General features: G+C 61.6%; 23 protein-coding genes and 1 pseudogene. 10 read left to right on the forward strand and 14 right to left on the reverse strand.

Features of this window, described 5'->3' with window-relative positions:
- Positions 1-26: 26 nt before the first annotated feature.
- Together AC1DWA_RS20540 and AC1DWA_RS20545 are read right to left on the reverse strand one after the other, a co-directional pair.
- Entirely contained in the window at positions 27-644 is a 618-nt protein-coding gene (locus tag AC1DWA_RS20540) for a YdeI/OmpD-associated family protein (protein WP_080910093.1), read from the reverse strand.
- 122 nt (positions 645-766) lie between these two features.
- Complete coding sequence (locus tag AC1DWA_RS20545; protein WP_477846925.1) at positions 767-1,732, reverse strand: helix-turn-helix transcriptional regulator; 966 nt, start codon at positions 1,730-1,732, stop codon at positions 767-769.
- Positions 1,733-1,842: 110 nt separating this feature from the next.
- On the opposite strand from AC1DWA_RS20545, the gene AC1DWA_RS20550 reads away from it, so the two are divergent.
- Entirely contained in the window at positions 1,843-2,784 is a 942-nt protein-coding gene (locus AC1DWA_RS20550; RefSeq protein ID WP_477846926.1) for an alpha/beta fold hydrolase, read from the forward strand.
- An 86-nt stretch (positions 2,785-2,870) separates the two neighbouring features.
- Here the strand turns inward: AC1DWA_RS20550 and AC1DWA_RS20555 are convergent.
- The 4 genes and pseudogenes from AC1DWA_RS20555 to AC1DWA_RS20570 all read right to left on the reverse strand — a co-directional run.
- Positions 2,871-3,153, reverse strand: a pseudogene (locus tag AC1DWA_RS20555) (ATP-binding protein); the annotation flags it as partial.
- Positions 3,154-3,329: 176 nt separating this feature from the next.
- The gene (locus tag AC1DWA_RS20560; RefSeq protein WP_477846927.1) at positions 3,330-3,602 is read right to left on the reverse strand and encodes a hypothetical protein; all 273 of its coding nucleotides are present in this window, start codon (positions 3,600-3,602) and stop codon (positions 3,330-3,332) included.
- 320 nt (positions 3,603-3,922) lie between these two features.
- Positions 3,923-4,381 carry a DUF5994 family protein gene (locus tag AC1DWA_RS20565; protein ID WP_003941615.1) on the reverse strand — a complete coding sequence of 153 codons (459 nt, stop codon included), beginning with the start codon at positions 4,379-4,381 and terminating at the stop codon, positions 3,923-3,925.
- A gap of 96 nt (positions 4,382-4,477) precedes the next feature.
- Positions 4,478-4,786: a PNPOx family protein gene (locus AC1DWA_RS20570; protein ID WP_477846928.1), complete on the reverse strand. Its 309-nt coding sequence runs from the start codon at positions 4,784-4,786 to the stop codon at positions 4,478-4,480.
- Between the two features lie 183 nt (positions 4,787-4,969).
- Between AC1DWA_RS20570 and AC1DWA_RS20575 the strand changes: the two genes are divergently transcribed.
- The 5 genes from AC1DWA_RS20575 (at position 4,970) to AC1DWA_RS20595 (ending at position 8,358) form a co-directional block, all read left to right on the forward strand.
- Positions 4,970-6,157, forward strand: a complete 1,188-nt coding sequence (locus AC1DWA_RS20575) for an inorganic phosphate transporter (protein WP_003941590.1) — start codon at positions 4,970-4,972, stop codon at positions 6,155-6,157.
- A gap of 14 nt (positions 6,158-6,171) precedes the next feature.
- The gene (locus AC1DWA_RS20580; protein WP_003941641.1) at positions 6,172-6,453 is read left to right on the forward strand and encodes a hypothetical protein; all 282 of its coding nucleotides are present in this window, start codon (positions 6,172-6,174) and stop codon (positions 6,451-6,453) included.
- A gap of 34 nt (positions 6,454-6,487) precedes the next feature.
- On the forward strand, positions 6,488-6,814 hold the full coding sequence (locus AC1DWA_RS20585; RefSeq protein WP_020908123.1) for a DUF3349 domain-containing protein: 327 nt from the start codon (positions 6,488-6,490) through the stop codon (positions 6,812-6,814).
- A gap of 11 nt (positions 6,815-6,825) precedes the next feature.
- A complete protein-coding gene (locus AC1DWA_RS20590; RefSeq protein ID WP_070797519.1) occupies positions 6,826-7,164 on the forward strand; it encodes a DUF3349 domain-containing protein in 339 nt (112 codons plus the stop codon).
- A gap of 150 nt (positions 7,165-7,314) precedes the next feature.
- Entirely contained in the window at positions 7,315-8,358 is a 1,044-nt protein-coding gene (locus AC1DWA_RS20595) for an alpha/beta hydrolase (RefSeq protein ID WP_019748933.1), read from the forward strand.
- Between the two features lie 72 nt (positions 8,359-8,430).
- Here AC1DWA_RS20595 and AC1DWA_RS20600 read toward each other — a convergent pair whose 3' ends face one another.
- Entirely contained in the window at positions 8,431-8,823 is a 393-nt protein-coding gene (locus tag AC1DWA_RS20600) for a VOC family protein (RefSeq protein WP_020908126.1), read from the reverse strand.
- 56 nt (positions 8,824-8,879) lie between these two features.
- Between AC1DWA_RS20600 and AC1DWA_RS20605 the strand changes: the two genes are divergently transcribed.
- The gene (locus AC1DWA_RS20605; RefSeq protein WP_244891358.1) at positions 8,880-9,659 is read left to right on the forward strand and encodes a helix-turn-helix domain-containing protein; all 780 of its coding nucleotides are present in this window, start codon (positions 8,880-8,882) and stop codon (positions 9,657-9,659) included.
- A 2-nt stretch (positions 9,660-9,661) separates the two neighbouring features.
- The gene (locus tag AC1DWA_RS20610) at positions 9,662-10,012 is read left to right on the forward strand and encodes an inorganic pyrophosphatase (RefSeq protein ID WP_256064313.1); all 351 of its coding nucleotides are present in this window, start codon (positions 9,662-9,664) and stop codon (positions 10,010-10,012) included.
- Here the strand turns inward: AC1DWA_RS20610 and AC1DWA_RS20615 are convergent.
- Genes AC1DWA_RS20615 through AC1DWA_RS20625 form a run of 3 tightly spaced genes read right to left on the reverse strand, consistent with a single transcriptional unit; the run spans position 10,005 to position 12,923 of the window.
- Positions 10,005-11,114 carry an LLM class flavin-dependent oxidoreductase gene (locus AC1DWA_RS20615; RefSeq protein WP_477846929.1) on the reverse strand — a complete coding sequence of 370 codons (1,110 nt, stop codon included), beginning with the start codon at positions 11,112-11,114 and terminating at the stop codon, positions 10,005-10,007. The two genes, AC1DWA_RS20610 and AC1DWA_RS20615, sit on opposite strands and share 8 nt — an antisense overlap.
- Complete coding sequence (thiM, locus tag AC1DWA_RS20620) at positions 11,114-11,959, reverse strand: hydroxyethylthiazole kinase (RefSeq protein WP_092763398.1); 846 nt, start codon at positions 11,957-11,959, stop codon at positions 11,114-11,116. Before thiM ends, AC1DWA_RS20615 begins: the two co-directional genes overlap by 1 nt.
- A 43-nt stretch (positions 11,960-12,002) precedes the next feature.
- Positions 12,003-12,923, reverse strand: a complete 921-nt coding sequence (locus tag AC1DWA_RS20625) for a sulfurtransferase (RefSeq protein ID WP_477916963.1) — start codon at positions 12,921-12,923, stop codon at positions 12,003-12,005.
- A 128-nt stretch (positions 12,924-13,051) separates the two neighbouring features.
- Between AC1DWA_RS20625 and AC1DWA_RS20630 the strand changes: the two genes are divergently transcribed.
- A complete protein-coding gene (locus tag AC1DWA_RS20630) occupies positions 13,052-13,738 on the forward strand; it encodes a GntR family transcriptional regulator (protein WP_020969908.1) in 687 nt (228 codons plus the stop codon).
- Positions 13,739-13,786: 48 nt separating this feature from the next.
- On the opposite strand, the gene AC1DWA_RS20635 is transcribed toward AC1DWA_RS20630, so the two are convergent.
- The 4 genes from AC1DWA_RS20635 to AC1DWA_RS20650 form a co-directional block, all read right to left on the reverse strand.
- Positions 13,787-14,308, reverse strand: a complete 522-nt coding sequence (locus tag AC1DWA_RS20635; protein ID WP_477846930.1) for a hypothetical protein — start codon at positions 14,306-14,308, stop codon at positions 13,787-13,789.
- 18 nt (positions 14,309-14,326) lie between these two features.
- Entirely contained in the window at positions 14,327-15,358 is a 1,032-nt protein-coding gene (locus AC1DWA_RS20640; protein ID WP_477846931.1) for a cupin domain-containing protein, read from the reverse strand.
- 43 nt (positions 15,359-15,401) lie between these two features.
- A complete protein-coding gene (locus AC1DWA_RS20645) occupies positions 15,402-16,223 on the reverse strand; it encodes an alpha/beta fold hydrolase (RefSeq protein ID WP_477846932.1) in 822 nt (273 codons plus the stop codon).
- A 187-nt stretch (positions 16,224-16,410) separates the two neighbouring features.
- Positions 16,411-17,538 carry an NDMA-dependent alcohol dehydrogenase gene (locus tag AC1DWA_RS20650; RefSeq protein WP_020908136.1) on the reverse strand — a complete coding sequence of 376 codons (1,128 nt, stop codon included), beginning with the start codon at positions 17,536-17,538 and terminating at the stop codon, positions 16,411-16,413.
- 175 nt (positions 17,539-17,713) lie between these two features.
- Between AC1DWA_RS20650 and AC1DWA_RS20655 the strand changes: the two genes are divergently transcribed.
- Complete coding sequence (locus AC1DWA_RS20655; RefSeq protein ID WP_477916965.1) at positions 17,714-18,565, forward strand: spermidine synthase; 852 nt, start codon at positions 17,714-17,716, stop codon at positions 18,563-18,565.

The following is an 18,565-nucleotide window of genomic DNA, read 5'->3' on the forward strand; positions in this document are numbered from 1 at the left end:
CATACCGGACGCGGTCGAATCACGGATCAGCCGCGAGCACGTTCGCCGATGGCCGCATTGTTGACGATATGGGCGATTCGACCTGCCCGTGTTGCGTCTCGAGCGGCACAGACTATCCACCACAGCATCTGTTTGCGGGCGCTGGGCGGAAAACTGTCCCAGTTGCTTCGAGCTTGCGGGTCCAGGTCCAGCGCCGCCTGCAAGTCAGATGGTTCCTCGAGGTCTTCGACTTGGTCGAGAATCGTCCACCAACCAGTGGATTTCGCGGCAGCAATTGCACCGCGACCAGCAGCGGTCATAAGGCCACGCGCTTCCATATCAGCTGCGCGTTCGCGGTTGAGACGGGTCCAGGAACTCTTGCGTCTACGAGGCGTGAACAGTTGCAAATTGCGCTCTTCGTCGAGGATGGTGTTGGTGGAATCGATCCAACCAAAGCAGATGGCTTCCTCAACGGCCTGAGGGTAGGGGCAGCGTGGTCGGCTGGTGGTGGTGCGCCAGGAGCACAACCACACACCTCGGCCTGACGTGTGATTGTCCGTCAGCCAAGTTCGCCACTGTTCCCGAGTCTCGGCGTGGATGATCGGGTAGTCGAACTTCCACGTCGGGGGGTGGATGGAAGCCGGCGATGATTTCGAATTGGTCACTTACTCTCCAAGCTCACAGGGGAACGGATACGTGTCTCGATAGACGAGGGGCCTGCGCGGGGAACACGTCCCCGCGGCAACCTGGACATGAATGGTTCTGTCGCACAATCCTCTTCTGACTGTCATGGTGGCGAGACCCTGAGGTGAAGGGCGAGCCGACTGACGGTGTCGGCAAGCTCGGTTGGTTCGATGACGACCACTGGGGCGGTGAGCGCAATGCGCGCAACCGTCATGGCGAGCCTGCCGAGATCTTCGCTGCGGATCTCGACAAGGCAGCGGTCCGCTGCCACCTCGATCGGTGTGTGGTCTATCCATCTGAGTACGCCCTCGAGGTCGGCGAACGTAGCTTCGATGGCGAGTTTTGCATCGTGGTGACGGGGTGGCGAGTCGACTGATCTCGCGACGAAGGCTGCCGCGTCACCGCCCGGGATCTCGCGTGGCGTGAAATGACTGCCTGCCAGCCAGGGCTCCGAGAGCCGGTCCAGTCGAAATGTTCGCCAATCCGCACGATGGTGGTCCCATGCTACGAGGTACCAACGACGTCCCGCCGTGACAAGGCGGTGCGGCTCGACGAGCCGTCTGCTGCTCTCGCCGTCACCTCGCCGGTAGTCGAAACGAACGTGCTCGTGGTCGCGACATGCCGCAGCGAGCACACTGAGTGCTTCGGGGTCGACGATGTCGTCATCTGCCCGCCGCATGGAACTGACGCTCGAATGCAGTGCCGACACACGTCGGCGTAGTCGATGGGGCAGGAGTGCTTCGATCTTGGTCAGCGCGCGCAGCGATGTTTCTTCGATGCCTCCGATGGCGGCCTCGGCGGCGTAGCGCAGTCCGACGGCTACCGCCACGGACTCGTCATCGTCGAGGATCAGGGGCGGCACGTGTGCCCCCGTTGCAAGTCGGTAGCCCCCGTACTTTCCGGACGTGGAATCGACCGGATAACCGAGGTCGCGTAGGCGATCGATGTCGCGGCGCACCGTCCGCTGCGTGACATCGAGTCGTGCGGCAAGTTCGGCACAGTGCCAGAAGCGATGGGTCTGAAGGAGCGAGAGCAATTGCAGTGCTCGGCCTGTGGGATCGTTCCGCATTTCTTCAGATTGCCAGCGATCTAGGACTTTATGTGTCCACGATGCTCCCTAACGTCGGAGCAACCGGTCGATCCAGACACGAGATCGGTACTCAACTCAAAGGAGCATCCGTGAATCCATCCGACTTCCCCAGGCCCGTCCTCATCCAAGTCAACGGCGTGGAACTCGAAGTCTTCGAGGCAGGGCGACACAATGCCGGGAAACCCATCGTGTTGTGTCACGGATGGCCAGAGCACGCCTATTCCTGGCGATACCAGGTGCCCGCCCTTGTCGAGGCGGGCTACCACGTCATCGTCCCCAACCAACGCGGCTACGGCAATTCATCACGTCCGACCGAAGTGACGGACTATGACATTGAACATTTGGCGGGTGATCTCATCGCACTTCTCGATCACTACGGCTACGAAGATGCCACCTTTGTCGGTCACGATTGGGGTGCCTTTGTCGTGTGGGGCCTGACCCTGTTGCACCCGGACCGGGTAAACAAAGTGATCAACCTGAGCCTGCCCTACCAGGATCGCGGAGAGCAGCCCTGGATTGAGTTCATGGAAGCCGTGCTCGGCGGTGATTTCTACTTCGTCCATTTCAATCGACAGCCGGGCGTCGCGGACGCGGTGTTCGAAGACAACACCTTCCGGTTCCTCCGCAACCTGTACCGGAAGAACGAACCCCTCAGGGAGTCTCAGCCGGGTATGGCACTGATCGATCTCGCCAGAGCAGAGACACCACTCGGTAAGCCTCTGATGAGCGATAGCGAATTGGCCGTTTTCGTCTCCGCCTTCGAATCGACAGGATTCACGGGCAGTGTGAACTGGTACAGGAACCTTGACCGCAACTGGCATTTGCTGGCGGAGGTGGACCCGATTATCCAACAGCCCGCACTTATGATCTACGGCGACCGTGACGCGATCGCGAGAGCTGAGAACCTGACAGAGTTCGTGCCCAATGTGGAAGTAGTCAATCTCGACTGCGGTCACTGGATCCAGCAAGAAAGACCCGAAGAGACCAACCAAGCGATCTTGAACTGGCTGGAGCGGCAGGATGCCACATAGTTTCAAGGCTAGGTGCGGGTCTCAGTGAAAATGTCAGTCTCATTCAAGTCCGATAGGGCGTGATCCGGACCCACCTTGTGTGTGTATCAAGCGGATTGCTGAGCTCGGATGTGGACGAGTCGGTAAGAGTCGGTGGCGGTTTCGATGATGTTGCCGCCGCAAGGTGAGCCGATCCACGATGGCGGCGCAAGGTCGTGGGTCGGTGAACATTGTCGTCCAGCCGGAGAACGACGCGTTGGAGGCGATGGCGACGGAGTTCTTTTCCTCCCGTTCGGTCAACACCTGAAAAAGCAGCTCGGCGCCTCGTTTGTCGAGTTCCATGTAACCGAGTTCGTCGATGCCGAGCAGATCCACTCGGCCGTAGCGGGCGGTCCCGACCACCCACTGCCAGTTGGCCCAGGCCCAACCAGTTCCGGCATGGCCTGGATGGACGTTGTCGCCTGCTGCATCGACAAGAGCCTCTCGCCACATTTCAAATCGCCTCGGATCCAACAAGTTACCGGGCTCCGGAAGCGCGTCTACCTCTCCGACTCCACTTTCGCGAGTTAACGAGAGCGTCGGAAAACAAGCCATGCACTCAACCCGGCGATGGGCACAAGCCAAATCCCGAAAAAGAAGGCGACTGCTCGCCACAGACCGATTCGCCCGGACACGGAAACCACATCGGCCGTTCCGACAAGGCACAGGGAAATCCATATCAAGGCGAGAATGAATCCGCCGCCGTACAGAAGAACGAACGCCCCGAATCCGTCCATGCAGTCCATTCCACTGTCGGCGCAGTCCTGAAGCCCCGCCGCACCGAGTAGAGAAATGTTCACAGTGGCGATGCTACGGACCAGGGCGTCCCGAACTTCCGAACGACCCGGCGGATTCGGCGATGCGAACCCCGCTCAGCCCGAACAAAGTAGAAGCCCCACCCCCGTGGGGAGGGCGGGGCTTCATTCGATCCGGCGCTCACGCACAGTGGGAGGGTGGTGGACATGCCGGACCGACGACACGGCAGGGAGTCAAGCTGCCGCGCCCAAGCGCTGACCTGAAGGAATGCGCCTGAGATTGTGGTTACGAGAACCATCAAACCAGACAAACTGGACGCATGTTCAGGAATCGAAAGATTCGACCCCGCACGCTAGAAAAGATCTCACTGCACCCGATAGGTTTCGCTGCGGCCAGGATCAACCAACCGCCGCATGATCTCGTACGCACGGTCCGGATCCGTGTACGGCGGAATCATCATCAGAACGAGTTGACGACCATAGATGTCGTCGAGATACATCAAATCGTGAGGCTGGCCAGGGTACGGACCCCGCACTTCCAGTCCGTCGACCTCGTCGATACGACGCTGCGCGCTGCTGATCGTGTTCCAGTCGAACGCAACCCGCGCGATCGGCCCCAACCTCAGCGAAAGTGCGGATATCAGATCGTGAAGCTCCGCCGTGACGTTGGTGGTCCATGGGAACCACGCGCCGTCTACCGATGCCTTGACGGCGCCTTGACCACGAAGCAGGAACCGCGGAGTCCGCGTCGGCGACGGGAAAGGTTGCCCGACATGGCGCTGCGGCGCTTCCATTGCATAGTCGAGAGTGCTGATGTGCGCCATGACGAGGCTCCTTAACGGAGGATTCGTGGAACCGTCAGGCAGAGGCGCCCGGTCGTGGGTTCCATACTTTCAGGCTACTCCGCTGCGCAATCCCGACTACGCATCGACGGAAATGATCACGCCGTTGTCGCCGTACGGGAACGGACCATTACCGATGTGACCGAGGGTGTTGAAGGATTTCGAAATAGGCACCATCACACTGTATTTCGCTTTCACTTTGCTGCGGATCTCGTCGAATTCAGGTCCGCCGCTCACCAAGTGAGCGGTCCCGGCAACCGGCGAAGAGCCGTCGGCAACCTTTCCGTGGTTGTTGCACGGCACGACGGTGACGCGTGGGTTGTTCCGCAGCCGCTTGGCCTTACCCGATTTCGAGGAAGTCCAGAACCCGATACGTCCGTCCGGCAATTGGCGTATGCCTCCACAAACTCCACGACCATGCACACGAATGAATTTTCTATGCCTCGCGCGTTTCGAAACGGACAATTATCCGGACGAAGATGAACAACAGGTGCCGAGTGATGGAAATGTCGCGGAACGACCACGTCTCAGGTCGATTTGTGGCCCGCAGGTGTTGGAACATGACTTCTCGTGAATGCGGAACTCATCGTTCTCCTCGTCGTCGTCGTAACCGCTCTGGGGTTCGACTTCACCAACGGTTTTCATGACACTGGCAACGCTATGGCCACGTCGATTGCAACCGGCGCCCTCAAGCCCAAGGTGGCAGTCGCTCTGTCTGCTTCCTTGAACCTGGTCGGAGCTTTCCTCTCGGTAGAGGTTGCTGCCACCGTGGCCAAGGGCGTGGTGAACCTCGGAAATGTGGGTGGCCAAGCGCTGCTCACCATCGTCTTCGCCGGCCTTGTCGGCGGCATCATCTGGAACCTGGCAACGTGGTTGCTCGGCATCCCCTCGAGTTCCTCACACGCACTGTTCGGCGGCCTGATCGGCGCCGCCATCGCGTCCCTCGGAATGAGCGGTGTCGCCTGGAGCGGCGTGCTCAGCAAGGTTGTCATCCCCGCAGTTCTCGCTCCCGTCGTAGCCGGCTTGGTTGCAGCGGCCGGAACCTGGCTCATCTACCGCATCACCTCCAACGTCGGTGAGGAAACCAAGGACAAGGGTTTCCGACTCGGCCAGATCGGTTCGGCTTCACTCGTTTCCCTCGCCCACGGCACCAACGACGCTCAGAAGACAATGGGCGTCATCTTCCTCGCCTTGGTCGCCCATGGAACCATCTCCGCCGACGCGGACATGCCGTTCTGGGTCAAGCTCACCTGCGCACTCGCGATCGCTGCCGGAACCTACCTCGGCGGGTGGCGAGTCATCCGCACACTCGGCAAGGGCCTGGTCGAGATCGCCGCGCCGCAGGGCATGGCGGCCGAAGCATCTTCTGCTGCCATCATTCTCACCTCCAGCCACCTCGGTCTTCCACTCTCGACCACCCATGTGGCGACGGGTTCCATCATGGGAACCGGTCTGGGACGCAAGGGCGCCGAGGTTCGTTGGGGCGTCGCCGGACGCATGGCGGTCGCCTGGTTGATCACTCTCCCGTCCGCTGCGATCGTCGGCGCTCTGTGCTGGGGACTGGCCAACATCGTCGGCGGCCTGCCCGGTGTCCTGGTCGTCTTCGCTGTGCTCATCGCATTGGCCGGTTGGATGTATCTGCGCTCCCGCAAGGAGCCCATCGATCCGAGCAACGTCAACGCCGAGTGGGACGGCGGCCTGGTGCCTGCAGAGGTCCCCGGTCCGGACGCCCGCGTCACCACCGACGTCAAAGCCTGAAAGAGGGAATCGACATGGATATCTTGAAAAACACCGTCGACTCGCTCTGGCAGGTCGTACTTGTCGGCCTCTTGCTTGGCGCCGGACTTCCGGCGATCTTCGCAATCGGCCTGAAGTCCCTCGATGCCGGGCAACGTGGCAGTGGCGGCGGGAGCACTGCCGTCGCGGCTCGCAGTCCGTTGGCCGTGGCAGGCGCAGTGGTGTGCTTCGCGGTAGTGCTCATCGCAATCGTCACCGGAATCCTCTTCATCATGCAGGGCTTCCTCAGCCACACATTCGGCATCGAGATCTTCTGATCCCTTGCGCCCTCACGAGCGGAAAGACATCACCGTGACTGCACCGACTCCATCCCTTCCTCAGTCCATTCTGGAATGGCTTCGCGCCGGCTACCCCGAAGGCATACCGCCCAAGGACCGCATTCCGCTGGTCGCATTGCTACGACGCAAGCTCTCGGACGCGCAAATTCGAGACATTGCCATCGGCGCTGCACTCGCAGAACTGAGCGACGTCAACAGCGACCAGGTGATCTCGAGCGACGAGATCAGCGCTCAGATCGCCGATCTCACGAGCCAGACTCCCTCGGACGAGGACATCGCGCGCGTTGCCTCCGTCCTGGCCGCCGCCGGGTGGCCCCTCGCTGATCTCGACAACGACTGAAGCTCGATTCGTTGAGTCTTCCACCACTTCTGGCTTCGATACTCGGCTGGCTGCGTGCCGGGTATCCGAACGGCGTGCCGGAGCAGGACTACGTCCCTTTGATGGCCCTGCTCCGGCGACAGCTGTCCGACGACGAGATCGCCGTTCTTGCCGACGATCTCGTCGCTGACTTTCCGGTTCCGGTCGATCCGATCGACTTTCCGGTTCCGGTCGATCCGATCGACATCGGCGTCCTCATCACCAAGGTCACCGACGATATTCCGCACGAATCGGACGTCGCCCGGGTACGTGAACACCTGATTCGTGGAGGGTGGCAAATCGACGCGCAACCTCCGGTCGACGACGCATGACGGCACTACCTGAATCAGACCAGTTTGATAACGAAACGGTAACGGAGCCGTCGACGTCAATACAGACCACTTAGTGTCATCAGGAATTCCGTGCCTCGGGGGGCTCGGTCGGATTTCGGTGTGCAAGCACCTTTGGGGCGGGAGTAATACATGCACGAGGCTCACACAGATTTGGCGAAGAACCCAGATATTTCGAACCCGGATATTTCGAGAAACCGCATTTCGAAACGAATCAAGCGTCGGATCCTCGGCCTCGCAGCGACAGCACTCGCACTTCCCCTGACCGCAGGCCTGATCAGCGGATCGGTAGCGACCGCAGCGCCCGCGCGCACCGCCCCGGCCGGTGGATACGAGGAAGTGTTCGTCGACTCCTCGATGGGGCCGATCAAGGTTCAGATCCAGTGGGCTTCGCGCGGCGGCAACGCGGCGCTCTATCTTCTCGACGGTCTACGAGCACGCGACGACCGAAACGCATGGAGTTTCGAGACCAACGCTCTCGAGCAGTATCGCGGCGACAACGTCACCCTGGTCATGCCGGTCGGCGGGCAGTCCAGCTTTTACTCCGACTGGTATGCGAACAGCAATTTGAATCGCCAGCCGGTCACGTACAAATGGGAAACCTTCCTCACCCAGGAACTTCCCGCCTATCTGGAATCGCGCGGCGTCTCCCGAACCAACAACGGTGTGCTCGGATTGTCCATGGGTGGCAGCGCGGCACTGACGCTCGCCGCCTATCACCGCGATCAGTTCAAGTTCGCCGGATCGCTCTCGGGATACCTCAACATCTCAGCTCCAGGCATGCGTGAAGCAATCCGCGTGGCCATGGTCAGCGCAGGGTCCTTCAATGTCGATGCCATGTGGGGACCGCCATGGAACCCCGCTTGGCTCCGCAACGACCCCTTCGTGTTTGCACCCGAGCTGGCTGGGCTCTCTCTGTACATCTCCGCCGCGAGCGGCCTACCCGGGCAGTTCGATCAACCTCGTCGTCCCGTCGACTTCGTGAATACCGGTAGCGCCATCGGCCTCGAAGCCCTTGCCCTGATGAACTCACGGGCATTCCAGCTGCGCATGAACTCCCTGGGAATTCCGGCAACGTACAGCTTCCCGGCCAACGGCACTCACTCGTGGCCGTACTGGGGCGCGGAACTGTGGAAAGCCCGAGGCCAGATCCTCGACACCCTCAACGCTTGGTGAACTGACAACGACTCGATCACCGACAATCGCAGGCCCCGACCGAATTTCGGTCGGGGCCTGCGTCGTTCGAAATCAGAGCGCGGCAAAGAGATCCACGGTATTGCCGTCGGGATCGAGAAGAACGGCGTAACGCTGGCCCCACACGGCATCAAATGGCTCTTTATGACCGGGGAAGTCGGCTGTGATGCGCTGATACGCCTCGTCGACTGCAGCGGGTGTCCCGAAATCGAAGGCCAAAGCGACGGGGTGTCGACCTTCCCCGACGACGAAGTCAGGATCGAAGCTCGCGATGGTGGACAGCGCGTCCCAGGCCAGCCGAAGCCCACTGTCGAAAGTGAACTCCACGTGTGGAGCGTCAGCGGGTGTTTCCGGAATGTCGAGCCCGAGGGTTCGGTAGAACGCGAGGGAACGCGCGAGATCGTTGGTGACGATTCCGACGAGATCGAGTCTCAGAGAGACGGACACGGTATTTCTCCTGTTTCGGATCGAGAAGTGATCGGCGAGTGTGTGACGATGATCTGATGACCGGCACTGACACCCTCGCTCTTGACGGTAGTCGGACGGTAGCGTCGAGTCTTGAACAAAACGGCCACACCTATGTCGAGACTCGGATCACCGGTTCGGCCGGCCTCTTCAGTTGCACGTGGAAAAGCACTACCGACCCCCATGCGCCCACGGAAGCAAAGCGGATTCTTCCCGATCTCTGCGCAGACTTCATCGTCGACAGCACCGGAAAGTCGTGGCTCGTCGGACCCGCAACCGGTGCCGATCTGGTTTCGGTCGCCGCCGGTACAACCATGTGGGGCATCCGGATCAATCCGCCGGCTCTGCGGAGCCTGCTCGGCACAGCGGCCGACGCGGTGCAGGATTCGAAGATCGCCTTCGACGACATCCTCACTTCCAGACAAGCGCGGGTACTTGCCGACGCCCTTAGCCACGAGGCAGTCGACGCTCACCTACTGGGCCAGTTGTGGCGCGGACTGGAACCCGACCACGGAATCGAGCGTGGTTACTCCGCGCTCATCTCCTCCCCTTCGACTCCGATACGAGAGATCGCCGCAGACCTCGGTGTTTCCGAACGTCATTTTCGACGCTCGATCACGTCGTCGATCGGGCTGTCCCCCAAAATGATTCAGAAAGTGCAACGTATCCAGGACGTGTTGACTCTCAGCCGCGATGCAAATCTCACGCTGTCGTCGCTGGCCGGTCGCGCCGGCTACGCCGACCAAGCCCACCTCGCGCGCGATACGCGAGCGCTGACAGGCCTGACACCGACTCAGCTACTGCGCGAGCACCGATAACGATGAGCGAAGACCTGTTCTCCGCCCTCGATCACCTGGCTACCACGTCAACTGTCGTGATCGATCGCCCCCGAGGGTCGGCACACCCGCGTTACCCCGCTGCGATTTATCCGCTCGATTACGGCTATCTCGACGGGACCGTCAGCGCGGACGGCGACGGGATCGATCTGTTCCGAGGCTCTGCCGTCGGCAACGGCGTTGTTGCCATGGCCGTTATTGCCGACATCGACAAGAAGGACGTGGAAGTCAAGATCCTTCTGGAATGCACTGCCGATGAAATCGGCACTGCCGCAGCATTTCTCCGCGACACTTTGGGTCTCGGTACCACTGTCTTGCGGCGCGAAGTCAGCTGAGTTCGTCGAATCGCGGAACAAGATGCTCCGCAACCCACTTCGCTTCCTCGATCAGCGGCCAACCTGCCAGGATCAGTGCAGTCAAACCGGTTCGGCCGCGAAGCGTGCGTACCGAGTCCGTGATCGAATCCGGATCGCCGACGTAGTACACCGCCGATGACCCGGTGCCGAAGATGTCGAGAGGCGACCACGCTGTGATACCCGCGTACAGCCCGTCACCGACGTACAACTCCTCCGGTTCCGGAAGTCGGCCGGAAGCAATCTTGTCCGCCCAGCCCTGCCGCTGCGCGTCGCGAGCGGTGAAAGTCTTGAGGTCTTGCTTCCCCTGAGTACGACGACGCACTGCGTTGTCCAAGACATGAGCGATCTGCTCGACGCCCGTCTTCTCGAACAACGAACGGAACCGGTCGTGCGCCTGCGCCGTGGTGGGGCGAACGATCACACCGGTCAGCGCACCGAAGTCAGTGAACTCGCGCCCGGCTGCCTCCGCCGCCGCCCGTGCGGCAGAGAATTTGTCTTCGATGAACGAAGTCTCGCGCAACATCGCCAGATAGGTGTCGAGCACCTTGCCTGAATTCGCCAGGCCTGCAGGCGAATCACCGGTACCCCACAGCGGAACCTGATGCCCAGCGGGCGCATCGATACGCAGTGGTGTGTTGGGAAAGTTCGACTCCGTGCCTTCGGCGTAGATGCGGCGGAAGTCCGCCCAGTACTGCTCCCCCAACTCGTAACGGTCGTCGTGGGGCACGTTCATGTCGTACTTGGTCAGGATGTTCTCGCGTCCGTTGACCGAGTTGATCAACAGTCGGCCACCGCTGAAGGCGTCGAAAGTCAATGCCTTCTCCGCCAGCAGTCGCGCCGGCGTCATGTTCGCGTAGACGGCGACGAGGAACTTCATGCGCGTGGTGTGCGCTGCCGCCCACGTCGCCGAAATGAACGGATCGTTCGGCCAGGTGGCAACAAGCGCACCTTCGAATCCGCCGTCGTCGATGGTCTTCGCGAGCTCGATCTGCCTGGCCCCGTCCACGGGGAACAGCCCACCGGGGCTCCACGGGTAGTCCCCGTCGGCCTGGGTGAGATACCAGAATGTCTTGACGCCCATCAGTTCTGCACTCCRGCCGGCAGGTCGAACGATTCGATTCGGGCACGTGAGCGGATGGTGTCCGCATTCACGGTGTAGAGCGCGTCGAGGTACGCGACCGCGAAAGAACCAGGACCTGAGGCATTTTCCTCGGCGATCTCCGATGCCACGGCAACATGCGTATGCGCGGCAACCAATCCGTCAAGCGCGGTCGGCGTCACGGCGAGGTAGGCAGCGACCAGGCCGCCCAGAGAGCAACCGGTACTGGTCACGCGCGGCAACAGAGCGCTGCCACCGGAGACTCGGATGCCCCGAACGTCGCCGCCACGATCGCGGCCGACGATGTAGTCGACCGGGCCCGATGCCGACACGGCATCCGCATGCTTCAGAAGTGACAGAGCGGCGGGCACTGCGTCGGCGGAGTCGGAGGCACTGTCGACGCCGCGGGTGTCACCGCCGAGTCCGGCCAGAGCGATGATCTCCGATGCGTTCCCGCGGATGGCGCTGGGGTGAAAGCGCAGCAGATCCACAGCGATACCGCTCCGCCAGGGTAGTCCGCCGACACCGACTGGATCCAAAACCCATGGCGTACCGGCAGTTCGGGCCGCTTCTGCGGCAATCAGGAAGGCTTCGGCTGTCCCGTCGTCCGGCGTTCCGAGGTTGACGAGCACTCCCCCGGCGACGGCAGCGAACCCACCCGCTTCATGAACGTTGTCGATGTGAGCGTTGCTTGCGCCGGCAGCGAGCAGAACATTGGTCAAGAAGTTCGCCGAAACGATGTTCGTCAGCGACTGGACGAGCGGTACCTGATCGCGGAGTGCGTCGATCGCCGACGCGACGGTTTCGACAGAGACAGTGTCAGACATAAGAATTCCTTCAGGACGGGAGGTATTTGGGGACTGCGGCGATTCAGGACCGCGGACATCGCACATCCGGATTCGCGCCACCGGGCTCACTGCCGACAACCATCGGCAAAACCGGATCTGCAGTCCATTCCTCCAACGAACCGTCGTAGACTTTGACGTCCGCGTGGCCGCTGCGGATCAGCGCAAGTGCGGTCAAACACGCCGAAACTCCGCCACCGCAATAGATCACGACAGGGCCGGTGGCGGTTGGTAGAACGTCGGCCGATTTCGWCAAGACTTTCTCGACCGGAAGCATCCGGGAGTCGGAGTCGAGAAGACTCTTCGCGGACAGATTCACGCTTGACGGAATGTGTCCGCGTCGCGAGTATCGCGTCTTCTCGGTTCCCTCGTACTGCTCAGGCGCGAGAGCGCACACCAGCGTTCCGGCTTCGCGTCCGCTGGACAGCGACGCAACGCGAGGTAAATCGACCCACAGACCCAGATCCGTCACGCTCCAACGCGTCGACGCCGACGTGTGGGTTTCGTCGTCGCCGCTCGCGAGCGCGAAGCCGCGTCGAGTCCATTCGGCGAGGCCACCGTCGAGAACTCTTGCTTCGATGCCGGCGTTGCGAAACACCCACCAGAGCCGTGATGCCCAGGTGGTCGATCCCTGGTCGTAGATCACGATTGTCGCGCCCGGCTCGATACCACTGGAGTGGAGATCGGAAACCAACTGCTCCGTTGACGGGCGTGTGAAATGCAGCGCCGCTTCCCTTTCGGAGAAGACGTCCATGAGGTCGACATGTCGCGAACCCGGGATGTGCGAGGAGACCCAGCCGCCGTACCCGGATTCCGGGCGGTAGTCGCCGTCAAATCGCGCGGGAGGAAAATGAACCGTCGCGTCGAGCACGGCGACGCCTCCCTCACGCAGCATCGCGTCGAGTTCAACGGCACTCACCAGCGGCGACGCGGTCTCTCCAGCCACTTCGGACCCTCTCCCTCGGAAACGAACAAGCACGAACCTAAATGAGTACTAGCGTATACGCAAGTACTCACTCGTCGTCGATGGCATAATCGAACGCGCTCTACTTGCATGCACAGGAATGGGGACACATGGATCTCGACGCCGATACGAGCACCACCGATCTGCTGGTGCCGGAGGCTGCGCTCGGCCGGTCCGATCAGACCTCGCGGCAGTACCTGCGCCTGCGAGCCGACATCCTGGCAGGCAAGTTCCCCCAGGGCGCTCCGCTGCACGAGACTCAATTGTGCGAATCGTACGGCGCATCCCGCACCCCGATCCGGGAAGCACTCAACTGGCTCGCACACGACGGACTACTCGAACGAGCCGCTCGCGGTTTTCGTGTCCGTTCCGGCACACCCGAGGACGTCATCGAGATCTACGCGGCGCGGGTAGCCCTCGAATCGGAAGCGGCAGGCGCCGCGGCACTACGCCACAGCGATCTCGACCTTGCTCGCCTGGACGGATTACACGAGTTCTGCTGCACTGCAACCGAAGGCACCGAGGTGCGTTCCGGGAACTTCAAGTTTCACGAGGCCCTCTGGCAGGCCGCCCACAATTCCACGATCACCTCACTGCTGATCCGCCTCACCACCCAATTGCGAATCTACGACAGCGGCCCGCCGTCGAACTACGGCGAACCGGACCTGCTCAATTCGGAACATCAAGAGATCCTGAACGCCATCCGCGCCAGGGACGAATCGTCCGCGCGTGGCCACATGCGCAACCATCTCGAGCGCAGTCGCGACCAGCGGATAAGGATGTTCGCCAGCCGCTGACTCCAGACATCCCAGAGTTCTGCACACCGACGCCTATGCCGCCGTCAGTCAGGCGGGGAGCGTGCCGATCTCGACGTCGTACACGCTCTCGGCCGGGCTCGACATCACTCGGTCCGCCATCTCCTGCTTGAGCACTGTCAGGCGTGACTCGTCTTCGGCTGTCCGGTCAGTCTTGCGGGAGAGAGTGATCAACTCGTCGACGACAAATCCCTCCCGAACAGTCAGCGTGGCGCTCGCGCCGCGATAGCCGACCCGAAAGACATACAGTTCGAGCGTATTTCCTCGTTCAGGCCGGGCCAGGGAACTGTCGACGGTGTACCGCCCTTCGGTCACTGCGCGCGTGACCAACTCGAACGCGTCGCGCACTCCTGGTCCGCCGTGTGCAGTGGTGACGACCAACTCGCGACGCTCGACAGAGCCTTCCCCGCCGAGCACACCGAGTGCGCGCTCGAGGACTTTGTAGGCATGCGCCACGCCTCCCGGTGCCTGCGGCCCGTGATAGTGCAGAGCATCTTCGTACGTGAAGTCGAGCGTCGTACCGTGATCGGTCACGATCAGCGAGTCGGTCATGATGGGCATCCTTGCCGGTCAGTGCTGGCGGTCGATCGGATTGTTGCGCGAGACGATGAGCGGATCGACCGGCGTGAAAGGAAATTGCGGCAGATCGCGTTCCGGAACACCGAACGAGGCCGAGAGAACGCCGCGCGAGAACGCGGAAGCCGTTGCACGGTAGCCTATGTCGCCCGGCGTCGGCTGGTCGAAGAAGATGAGGAAGTTGATGTCCTCGTCACCTAGAACCTCGATGTGATGGGGGTAGGCACGCGGAACGAAATACACCTGACCGGGCTCTAGTAGGTAGGTGTCGAGCGAACCGTCCGGATCGAGGACCGTCATCCGCCCGTGACCACGATGCACGTATCCCATTTCGGCAGTGACGGGATGCCAGTGTGGCTCACGCATTCCACTCTCGCGAATAGTCAACGAGTACATCGAAAGATCCTCCAGCGCCGCCCAATACTGCTTGCGTGCCACTTTCGCCTGTCCGTACGGGTATGCGAGGGGCGCGATCTGGCCGTCGAGATCGAAGAGATGCGCGTTGGGAAAGCCGGCGGTATCGGGAACGACGGCGGCGCCGTCCCGCCGAACTATCTGGGACGCATCGGCCCTACCGAAGACGTCGAAGGCTGACGCGGCGAGGTCGTAGGTATTGCCGAGCACCGCGTTCGACATTGCGCTGACGCTACTCTGCAACGAAAAGTGCTGCGGGAGTGAATTACGCAGGGCAGCGATGATCTCCGCCTCCTCCTCTCCGACATTCTCGATGTGATAAATCGCGCCGGATTCGACGTGATACATCTGCCCCGTTCGCACCACGAAACTGGCGAACTCGTCGGCATTGCCCAACATCGAGACGAGCACGGTTCCGCTGGTGACGTAGGCGATCTGGTTCGCGTTGACGTTCCATTGTGGTTCGCGGATCGCGCCGGGGCCGAGAACAATTCGTTTGATCGACAGACCGGACAGGATCGGCAACGAACTCGTGTCGAGGTGCGAGATCGATCCGAGTTCGTTCTCGAAGACACTGGGACCATCGCGCAGCGAGGCAACGTGTGTGGACATGGCCTTTGATCCTTTCGACTCTTATCCTTCCGAATCGCTGACGTCAGTCCTCGATGAAGGCAAGAATGTCCCGGTCCAGGGTCTGCTGATACGAGCCGTAAATTCCGTGCGGTGCGCCCGGATATACCTTCAGCGTGCCCTTCTTCACCAGCTTGATCGCCTTCTCCGCCGCTGCGCCGATCGGCACGATCTGATCGTCGTCGCCCTGAGCGATGAGGAACGGAACGTCGATGGCTTCGAGATCGGAGGTCTGATCGGTCTCCGAGAATGCCTTGACGCAGTCGTAGGCCGCGGCGAGGTTGACCAACATCCCCTGTCGCCAGAAGTCGTCCTTCGCCCCTTGCGAGACGTCGGCCCCTTCGCGGTTCGCGCCGTAGAAGCTCTCGCTGAGATCCTTGTAGAACTGCGATCGATCTCGCAGAACTCCCTCACGAATGCCGTCGAACACCTCGATCGGTGTGCCTTCGGGGTTGCCGTCCGACTTGACCATGATCGGCGGAACGGCGCCGGCGGTGATCACCTTGTCCACGCGCGCTTTGCCGTGCTGCGCCGCGTAACGGACCACTTCCCCGCCGCCGGTCGAATGGCCCACCAGAATCAGGTCTTTCAGGTCGAGTGTGTCGATCAGCTCAGCCAGGTCCTTGGCATATGTATCCATGTCGTTGCCGGTGTACGTCTTCGACGAGCGACCGTGCCCTCGACGATCGTGCGCGATGGTCCGGTATCCGGCGTCGGCGAACAGCTTCATCTCGACCTGCCACGCGTCGGAACTCAGCGGCCACCCGTGGCTGAGGACGATCGGCCGGCCGACGCCGTGCTCGGTGTAGTAGATCTCGGTTCCGTCGGAAGTGGTGATGTAGGGCATGTTCTGCTCTTCTCTGTCGAGTCGTGGACTGAGGTCTGGACGCGGTGCCCGGTTTCCTCACTCTGCGAGTGCCCAATACGGCGGCAGTCGACTCATCGATCGACAGAAATCTGCATGGGGCAGAAGACTCCGGCCGGGCACCACGAAGTGTGGTGTCGGGCCGGACCCTTCAGGCAGAGGGGAACGATCAGTAATCGTCCTCCGTGTACACGATCATTCCGCGCAGGTTCTTTCCCTCGAGCATGTCGGCGTAACCCTCGTTGATCTCCTCGAGCTTGTAGGTCTTGGTCACCAACTCGTCGAGTTTGAGTGCGCCGCTTCGGTAGTGATCGAGCAACTTGGGAATCTGGGACCGTGGTCCTACCCCGCCGAAGATGGCTCCCTGCAAACGCTTCTGTAGAAGGGTCAGCTCGAAGAGGCTGAGCGTCACCTGCGAATCCGCGTAGTGCCCCATTCCGACGACCACGACCTGCCCGCCCTTGCCCGTCGCGCTGAGCGCGGGCTGAATGATGTCGCCGTGAATCTCGCCCACGGTGATCACGGTGACGTCGGCCATCTTGCCCCAGGTGATCTCGCCGATCACCGGTAGCGCTTCCTCGAGGGAGGCAAACGTGTGTGTGGCGCCGAATTCCTTTGCCTTGTCGCGCTTGAACTCGACGGGATCGATCGCGATCACAAATCGTGCTCCGGCTGACGCCGCACCCTGCACCGAGTTGATTCCGACGCCGCCGACGCCGACGACCACCACCGTGTCACCGACCTTGGCCCCACCGATCGCGGTGGCCGATCCCCAACCGGTGGCAACACCGCAGCCGAGCAAGGCCGCCTTGTCGAGCGGGATGTCCTTCTCGATCTTGATCACCGACGCCTCGTTGACGGTCACGTACGGCGAAAATGTTCCGAGCAGGCACATCTGGATGACCGGCTCGTCGTTGAGGGTGACGCGGTACGTCTTGTCGGAGATCGCCTGCCCGGTCAACAGGCCGGCTCCCTCGTCGCAGATGTTCTGCAGACCCTTCGCGCAAGACGGACAACGTCCGCACGCCGGGATGAAGGCGAGAACCACGTGGTCGCCTTCTTCGACGCTCGCGACACCCGGGCCGACCTTCGTCACCACTCCGGCGCCTTCGTGCCCGCCCAAGGCCGGGTAGAAGGGCAGCGGGCTGGCGCCCGTACGCAAATGTTCGTCCGAATGGCACAGCCCCGATGCGGCGAGTCGGACCTGTACCTCACCCGAGACCGGGTCCCCCAGCTCGACCTCTTCGATCTCCCATGCCTGACCTGGCGCCTTGACTACCGCTGCCTTGACCTTCACCTGCACTCCTCGAAATTCTTCGTGATGCACGGACGACGAAAGAACGCGCCGGCATTTGTGTCACCGATCACACTCCACCTACGAGTGTGCCTGAAACTACTCGAGAATACCGCCGGTCCGTGCGCCTTTTTGGTACTCGGCGTTACCGGAAACGCGCACGGCTAGTATCAACACAGTGGCCAAGGGAACTCGCAAGACAAGAACTCGCAGCAGTACTCCCGAGCGAGGCGAGTCCGGTCCCGTCGCCGGTACTTTTCCGATCGATACCGGGACGTGCGAACTTGTCCGCGACCAGTACTCCGACGACAGCTGGATCATCCAGATCAACGGAGTGCCCAGTTCCCACGTGAACGTCGCAGATCCGACGGTGCTCGATTTCGAGTACATGCGGTGGATCGCGCATCTGGTCGATTCCGAACGTGACAAGWCCGAGCGTCTGCGGGTTCTGCATCTCGGCGGCGGAGCCTGCTCAATGGCCAGGTACTTCGCCGCCACCTACCCCGACGCGCGTCAGGTGGTTGTCGAAATCGACGGCGCCCTGGCCGAACTGGTGCGCGATTGGTTCGACCTACCGCGCGCACCGCTGCTGCGCATTCGTGTCGGTGAAGCCCGCGCCGTCACCGAAACTCTCACCGAGTCCACCCGAGACGTCGTGATTCGAGATGTCTTTGCCGGCAACACAACTCCGACTCCGCTGACAACAGCGCAATTCACCACCCACGTACGACGCGTGCTGGCACCGGGCGGTATCTACATCGTCAACTGCGGAGACACCCCGGATCTTCAGGGCGCGCGCAGTGAAGCCGCAACGATCGGTGCGCAGTTCGAACACATGGCGATCATCGCCGATCCCGCGATGCTCAAGGGCCGTCGCTACGGCAACATGATCATCGCGGGCAGCGACGTACCGATCGGCGGGCAACCCGCGCTCGCGCGCGAGCTACTCGGCGGCGGCGTTCCCGCCCACGTTTGGCAGGACGCCGAAGTCCGCAAGTTCGCCGCGAACGCGCCGGTTCGGCAGGACTGA

This window comes from Rhodococcus sp. P4_F3_2, from assembly GCF_056401335.1.

Coding starts and splice junctions, on each gene's coding strand:
- AC1DWA_RS20545 (WP_477846925.1), bottom strand. CDS start 1,732: ATGCGGAACGATCCCACAGGCCGAGCACTGCAATTGCTCTCGCTCCTT.
- AC1DWA_RS20565 (WP_003941615.1), bottom strand. CDS start 4,381: ATGGCGCACATCAGCACTCTCGACTATGCAATGGAAGCGCCGCAGCGC.
- AC1DWA_RS20580 (WP_003941641.1), top strand. CDS start 6,172: ATGGATATCTTGAAAAACACCGTCGACTCGCTCTGGCAGGTCGTACTT.
- AC1DWA_RS20595 (WP_019748933.1), top strand. CDS start 7,315: ATGCACGAGGCTCACACAGATTTGGCGAAGAACCCAGATATTTCGAAC.
- AC1DWA_RS20605 (WP_244891358.1), top strand. CDS start 8,880: ATGACCGGCACTGACACCCTCGCTCTTGACGGTAGTCGGACGGTAGCG.
- AC1DWA_RS20610 (WP_256064313.1), top strand. CDS start 9,662: ATGAGCGAAGACCTGTTCTCCGCCCTCGATCACCTGGCTACCACGTCA.
- AC1DWA_RS20615 (WP_477846929.1), bottom strand. CDS start 11,114: ATGGGCGTCAAGACATTCTGGTATCTCACCCAGGCCGACGGGGACTAC.
- AC1DWA_RS20630 (WP_020969908.1), top strand. CDS start 13,052: ATGGATCTCGACGCCGATACGAGCACCACCGATCTGCTGGTGCCGGAG.
- AC1DWA_RS20635 (WP_477846930.1), bottom strand. CDS start 14,308: ATGACCGACTCGCTGATCGTGACCGATCACGGTACGACGCTCGACTTC.
- AC1DWA_RS20640 (WP_477846931.1), bottom strand. CDS start 15,358: ATGTCCACACACGTTGCCTCGCTGCGCGATGGTCCCAGTGTCTTCGAG.
- AC1DWA_RS20645 (WP_477846932.1), bottom strand. CDS start 16,223: ATGCCCTACATCACCACTTCCGACGGAACCGAGATCTACTACACCGAG.